The organism is Aeromicrobium sp. (assembly GCF_036675695.1).
Lineage (GTDB): Bacteria > Actinomycetota > Actinomycetes > Propionibacteriales > Nocardioidaceae > Aeromicrobium.
Window position 1 is genome coordinate 21,324 of the sequence record NZ_JAKFEL010000074.1, and the last position, 6,287, is coordinate 27,610.

The 6,287-nt window shown below is 64.1% G+C and carries 5 protein-coding genes; 2 read left to right on the forward strand and 3 right to left on the reverse strand.

The annotated features are described in order from the left end of the window. The first annotated feature begins 30 nt into the window (after positions 1 to 30). Positions 31 to 2,016 carry a thioredoxin domain-containing protein gene (locus V6M39_RS05110; RefSeq protein ID WP_332642655.1) on the forward strand — a complete coding sequence of 662 codons (1,986 nt, stop codon included), beginning with the start codon at positions 31 to 33 and terminating at the stop codon, positions 2,014 to 2,016. Here the strand turns inward: V6M39_RS05110 and trhA are convergent. Next, complete coding sequence (trhA, locus tag V6M39_RS05115) at positions 2,013 to 2,714, reverse strand: PAQR family membrane homeostasis protein TrhA (RefSeq protein ID WP_332642656.1); 702 nt, start codon at positions 2,712 to 2,714, stop codon at positions 2,013 to 2,015. The two genes, V6M39_RS05110 and trhA, sit on opposite strands and share 4 nt — an antisense overlap. 17 nt (positions 2,715 to 2,731) lie before the next feature. Here trhA and V6M39_RS05120 point away from each other — a divergent pair, with 17 nt between their 5' ends. Next, a complete protein-coding gene (locus tag V6M39_RS05120) occupies positions 2,732 to 3,493 on the forward strand; it encodes an isoprenyl transferase (protein WP_332642657.1) in 762 nt (253 codons plus the stop codon). Between the two features lie 6 nt (positions 3,494 to 3,499). Here the strand turns inward: V6M39_RS05120 and V6M39_RS05125 are convergent, their stop codons facing one another. Together V6M39_RS05125 and V6M39_RS05130 are read right to left on the reverse strand one after the other, a co-directional pair. Continuing rightward, the gene (locus V6M39_RS05125; RefSeq protein ID WP_332642658.1) at positions 3,500 to 4,405 is read right to left on the reverse strand and encodes an alpha/beta hydrolase; all 906 of its coding nucleotides are present in this window, start codon (positions 4,403 to 4,405) and stop codon (positions 3,500 to 3,502) included. Positions 4,406 to 4,562: 157 nt separating this feature from the next. Further along, positions 4,563 to 5,816: an HNH endonuclease gene (locus V6M39_RS05130; protein WP_332642659.1), complete on the reverse strand. Its 1,254-nt coding sequence runs from the start codon at positions 5,814 to 5,816 to the stop codon at positions 4,563 to 4,565. Positions 5,817 to 6,287: the final 471 nt, after the last annotated feature.

A 6,287-nucleotide genomic window follows, 5' to 3' on the forward strand; every position in this document is an offset into this window, starting at 1 on the left:
GACCAAACGCTACCCACCTAGGCTGGCGGTATGCCGAATCGCCTCGCTCAGGCCACGAGTCCCTACCTCCAGCAGCACGCCGACAACCCGGTCGACTGGTGGGAGTGGAGCGCCGAGGCGTTCGCCGAAGCCAAGAAGCTGGACCGCCCGATCCTGCTGAGCATCGGCTACGCCGCATGCCACTGGTGCCACGTGATGGCGCACGAGTCCTTCGAGGACGAGGTGACCGCGGCGTACATGAACGAGCACTACATCAACATCAAGGTCGACCGTGAAGAGCGACCCGACGTCGACGCGGTCTACATGAGCGCCACGCAGGCGATGACGGGCCAGGGCGGCTGGCCGATGACCTGCGTGCTGACGCCGGAGGGTGAGCCGTACTTCGCCGGTACGTACTTCCCGCCCGAGCCGCGGCAGGGCACCCCGGCGTTCACCCAGGTGCTGCAGGCGCTTTCGGATGCGTGGCACGAGCGCCGTGACGAGGTGCTGACGGTCAGCAAGGACGTACTCGCGCACCTGCGGTCGGGTGTCGACCCTGTCGGCGGTGCGCTCGGCTTCGAGCAGCTCGATGCCGCTGTCGAGTCACTCGCGAAGCAGTACGACGCTGAGTCCGGCGGATTCGGCAACAGTCCCAAGTTCCCGCCATCGATGGTGCTGGAGTTCCTGCTCCGCAACGCTGCTCGTTCGGGTTCGCAGCAGGCGCTGGACCTCGTCGCTGGTACGTGCGAGGCCATGGCGCGCGGCGGCATGTACGACCAGCTGTCAGGCGGCTTTGCCCGCTACAGCGTCGATCGGTTCTGGCGCGTACCCCACTTCGAGAAGATGCTTTACGACAACGCTCTGTTGCTCCGCGTCTACCTGCACTGGTGGCGGCAGACCGGGTCTCCGCTTGCCGCCCGCATCGCGCGCGAGACCGGCCGCTTCGTCATCGATGAGCTCGGTACGCCGGAAGGCGGCTTCGCGTCGGCGCTCGACGCAGACAGCGACGGCCACGAAGGCACGTTCTACGTATGGAATCCCAACCAGCTCATGCGCACGCTCGGTCCCGCCGACGGTGCCTGGGCGACCGAGCTTCTCGGCGTCACGGGTGGCGGGACATTCGAGCGTGGTTTCTCGACGCTGCAGCTGCTGAAAGACCCCGACGACGAAGCCCGATGGGACGAAGTGCGTGCCAAGCTCCTCGAAGCACGTGCCACTCGCACGCGGCCGGCGCGGGACGACAAGGTCGTCGCGTCATGGAACGGGCTGGCCATCACCGCCCTCGCCGAGGCGGGCGTACTGCTCGAGGAACCGGACTTCACCGCCGCCGCGATCCGCGCCGCTGAGCTGTTGGCGACAGTGCATATTCAAGACGGGCACCTGAGCGACCGCCTCGTACGTACCTCACGCGATGGCATCGCCTCGACTCATGCCGGCGTCCTCGAGGACCACGGTGCTGTGGCCGAAGCCTTCCTGGCGGTGCTCGGCATCACCGGAGATGCGGTGTGGCTCGACCGTGCGCGCGTACTGCTCGATCGTGTCGTCGACCATTTCGCGGACCCCGCTGGCGGTTTCTTCGACACTGCCGACGATGCCGAGGCGCTGGTCGTTCGTCCGAAGGACGTGTCCGACAACGCCTATCCGTCCGGCACTTCGGCGGCCGTCACGGCGCTGATCTCGTTCGCCGCAATAACTGGCGAACATCGCTATCGAGCCGCCGCCGAGTCAGGCATCGAATCAGCGGCATCCGTCGCCACCCAGGTGCCACGGTTCGCGGGCTGGACGCTTGCTGCCGCTGAAGCGATCGTCGCCGGACCGTTGGAGATCGCTGTCGTGGGGGCAGATCGGAGTGAGCTGCATCGTGCCGCTCTCAGCCTGACGTCACCCGGAGCCGTAGTGGTCGCCGGTGATGTCGGCACCGCCATCCCGCTGTTCGAGCAGCGCGATCTCGTCGACGGCAAGACGGCGGCATACGTGTGCCGTGGCTTCGTCTGCGAACGCCCCGTGACGAGCGTCGAGGAGCTGCTGGCTCGCTAGTACTGCTGGTAGGCCAGGAGTGAGACGCCGACGTAGTGGACGATGAACGCCGCGATAGTCAGGGTGTGGAAGATCTCGTGGAAGCCGTACCAATTGGGCCAAGGGTCGGGCTTCTTGAAGCCGTAGACGACCGCACCGATCGTGTAGAGCCCGCCGCCGACAGCCAGCAGCACGATGACGGCCGTTGAACCGTTCTCCTTGAACTCCGGCAGCCAGAACACCGCCGCCCAGCCGAGAGCGATGTAGATCGGCACGTACAGCCAGCGAGGCGCGCCGACCCAGAACACCCGGAACAGCAGGCCAAGGACGGCGCCACCCCATACGAGCGACAGCAGGATCCAAGCGTCCTTGGTGTCGAGCAGCAGCAGCGCGAACGGCGTGTAGGAGCCAGCGATCAGCACGAAGATGTTGGCGTGGTCGAAGCGCTTCCAGCGGGCTTTGGCCGCAGTTGACCAGCGGCCGGCGTGATAGACCGCGCTCACACCGAACAGCAGCAGGGCGCTGACCATGAACACGGCGACGCCGGCGCGAACCTTGACGCTGTCAGCGACGACCAGCATGACGAGGAAGCCGAAGAACGCCAGGGGCCATGTGGCGGCATGGAGCCACCCGCGGAGCTTGGGCTTGATCTCCTGGGCGGTCTCCCTGAGACGCTCGCCAACCTCTTGGACAATGCCTTCAGGCTCACGCTCGCTCATGCGATTACCCTAGCCGCATGGCACTGAGTGACTTGGTCTACGGGGCGTACGAGAGACGGCTCGCCAAGCGACTCGATCCCACACGGCTCCCACACCACGTCGGAGCCATCGTCGACGGCAACCGCAGGTGGGCCAAGCGCGGCGGTGCGAAGTTCGAGCACGGCTACAAAGCCGGTGCCGACAAGATCTCCGAGTTCGCCACCTGGTGCGACGACCTGGGCGTCGAGATCGTCACACTGTGGCTGCTCTCGACCGACAACCTCCAGCGGCCGGCAGAAGAAGTCGGCAGCATCCTGGCCGCGGTCGAGAACCTCATGGAGCGGCTCGCCAGCGAAGGGCGCTGGTCGCTCGCCGTCATCGGCAACCTCGACATGTTGCCCTCGGAGTCAGCCGGTCGTATGAAGAAGCTCGCCGACTCGACATCCGATGTGCAGGGCATGCGGGTCAACATCTGCGTCGGTTACGGCGGACGCCAGGAGCTCACGGACGCGATGCGCTCGCTGTTGCTCGAGCAGGCCGCTGCCGGTCGCTCGCTCGAGGAAGTAGCCTCGACGCTCGAGGTCGACGACATCGCCGAGCACCTCTACACGAAGGGCCAGCCCGATCCGGATCTCGTGATCCGTACGTCGGGGGAGCAGCGGCTGTCGGGATTCCTGCTGTGGCAGAGCGTGCACTCGGAGTTCTACTTCAGCGATGCGCTGTGGCCCGCGTTCCGCCACGTCGACTTCCTCCGCGCAATGCGCTCGTACGCCCTGCGTGAGCGCCGCTTCGGCGCCTGACGCCCGCTAAGCGGACAAACTCCGCAAGAACGCGAGCTGGTAGCCGAGGTTGGTCGACAGTGCAGGATCGAAATACGGATCGAAATGATTGGCGTCGAGCTTCTCGATCTGGATGTTCGCGTTGTTCAGCGCACGAATCTTCTTCTCGACGAATGGTGCGACGGTGTCGCGCGTGGCCCCTACGACGAGGATCGGGATCTTCACATCCCGCAGGCTCTTGAATGGGCGGTACGCGCCCATGGTCAGCAGCGAGCGAGCCGCGACGCGATTGTCGTAGACGGCAGCCTCGGGGCCTTCTGCTTCGAGGAGAGCCTTCAATCCGTTCTGCATGGCTTCTGCCGCACCGTCTCGGTCCATGCTCGCCCACTCACCTGGTGGCGCGACAACCGGAACATAGAAGGGGTTCCGCTTACCGCGAACCACATCGACCAAGGCTGAGAAGCCGAAGCGGAGCATGCGAAGGGGTGGAACGGCCTTGACTGCTGCCATGCCGTCCAGCATGGGGACTTGCGTGATCGCGCCGAGCAGCTCGGGGTGCTTGGCGGCAACTCTCACGACATGGCCGCCACCGAACGAAGTACCCCACAACACGATGCGTTTGGGGTCAACTGCGGGCTGAGCTCGGAGGTGCTCCAACGCTCCCTCAACTTCACGCTCTCGCTGCCAAGGGTTGATGACGTTGCGGGGGGTCCCCTCGCTCCTACCCCATCCGGCGTAGTCGAACGTCATGACCGCGAACCCTGCTTGTTCGAACGGCTCGTAGAACGGGAGTGTCAGCGCGTCCTGGACACCACCCCATCCGTGGACCATGAGGATGGCAGGAAACGGTCCGTCGCCTTCCGGTACGCGAAGGGTGACCGCGCATTCCTTCTCGCCAACGCGGAAGCTTGATGTGGACCTCAGCGCGCTCATTGGGTGCCTCCTCAGCTCGGAGGAACTCTGTCACAAATCGTGCGCCCTCGTTCTATGGATCAACTGTGATCTGCCTCGACCAAGACAGTGGCCAAGTCCGTTTGTATTCACCCAGTGACCCGCAGTGGGCGTGCCGGTGGGCCGCTGGACGTTCGGGTCAGGCGGCTTGGCGGTAGTGGGTTCTTCGTCGTCGGACAGGGTGGTGGTGTCGGTTGGTGAAGTTGAAGCCGTCGACGGCGTTGCCGGTGATATTGAGCAAACCGCGGTGGAGCAGGTGGTGACACCGAACGCACAGTCCGACCAGCAGGTTGACGTCGGTGGGTCCACCCATGGACCACCAGATGACGTGGTGGATTTCGAGGTGGGTGTGGTTGCATCCGGGTGTGGCGCACACACCGTATTGGCGGGCGATCACTGCACGCCTCTGGGTGAGGGTGGGTTGGTAGCGGCTGGTGCCGGCGTTGAGGATCTCAGCTTGCCGGGCGCCGCCGTGTTGTTTCATCAGGAAGGCGGTGAAGTCGGACACGCACAGGAAGTACATGAGCAGGTTGGGGCCGATTGCACCGTGTCCGGCGAGCTTGGCAGGTTCGACCGAAGGCATCGGCTCTGAGATGAGGTGGGGCTTCTCAGTCTTGGCCTGCACATGTTCGGCCGCGGCCTGCAAGGTGTCGGCGTCCACAAACACAGACATGTGGGGTCGGACGCCTTTGTCTGACGGCAGACCGTTGGCCAGGATCGCCGTCAACAGGTCATCCAAGCCCTGAACACGTCGCTGGGCTCCGGTGCGGGTGTCGTCCTTGTCGCGAGGTGCGGAGATCGAGTCCATGACCTTCTTGAGCTTGGCCCCGGTGACGGTGTTGAGGAACCCGTTGGTGTGGAAGCCGTCGGGGACGGCATCGACAGCGAAGTCTTCGCGGTCCATGCCGCGTTCCCAGGCGGCGTCGAGGTCTTTGGGGTGGATCTTGTCTTTGAGGTGTTTGACCGCTTCAAACAGCTCGCTGGGCGCATGTTCTTGCGCAACTTCGACGAACACTTCCTCGAACTGGCGCATCGGTTCGAGTCCGACATGCGCCAAGCCGTAGGCGAACACGCGTACGTGGGCTGCACTGACTTGCCCTGCGAAAGCTGCTTCGGCGAGCAGTGGCAGGTCACGCAAAGCCCCAACGTTCTTGACCAGGGTGGAGGCAGTTCCGGAGTTCATCCGCAACTCGTTGCGCACCCAGGTGTTGAGAGTGGAGGCGCCGTCGAGTTCGAAATCTTTGGACGACTCGAGCTTTGCCAAGAGTAGAGCCTTCCGAGCATGAATGGCGTCCTCTGCCGCCTGTAGCGCATGCAGCTGGGAACGAGTGTCACCCGACGTGAGCGTTTGCGCGGCGGTGCGCAGCGCGTCGATCGTCGGCTTCGGATCCATACCCCAAACACTACTCGAAAGAGTGTTCGATGACCAGTGGAAAAGCCTGTGAATTCAACGAAAATCGAGCATGCTTATCCACATCTGAAGCCGCCATTGGGGCTGTCCACAGAACCGGCTCACGCCCTTTCATTGGCGCCCTTCAACCCAACCGAGCACGTGGTTAGCCGGAGTGCTTGCGCGAGTATCTCGCCAACCGTCCCTTCGGTCGCAGAGCTCCCGCCCCCTACTCGTACCTCGTGGGAGGGACCCTCACTGGAGCTTCGCGCCCAAGGGCCGAGGGCGACCCAGAATTAACGCGAGAGACACACGAGGTCGGGCGTGTCTTCCCCAAAATGTCGGTTTCGCAGGCATACGTTCAAAGAGTGTTGACGCTCGCCCCTGAGCAACGAGATCTGGCCCTTTCCGCCGAGTAAGAGCCGGCGCAGGGCGCGCGCGGGTTCGTTTAGGGAGACAGCTGTGGCTGCTAAG

What these genes read in the sequence shown, in the direction of transcription:
- V6M39_RS05110 (WP_332642655.1), top strand. Translation starts at nt 31, where the DNA reads ATGCCGAATCGCCTCGCTCAGGCCACGAGTCCCTACCTCCAGCAGCAC.
- trhA (WP_332642656.1), bottom strand. Translation starts at nt 2,714, where the DNA reads ATGAGCGAGCGTGAGCCTGAAGGCATTGTCCAAGAGGTTGGCGAGCGT.
- V6M39_RS05120 (WP_332642657.1), top strand. Translation starts at nt 2,732, where the DNA reads ATGGCACTGAGTGACTTGGTCTACGGGGCGTACGAGAGACGGCTCGCC.
- V6M39_RS05125 (WP_332642658.1), bottom strand. Translation starts at nt 4,405, where the DNA reads ATGAGCGCGCTGAGGTCCACATCAAGCTTCCGCGTTGGCGAGAAGGAA.
- V6M39_RS05130 (WP_332642659.1), bottom strand. Translation starts at nt 5,816, where the DNA reads ATGGATCCGAAGCCGACGATCGACGCGCTGCGCACCGCCGCGCAAACG.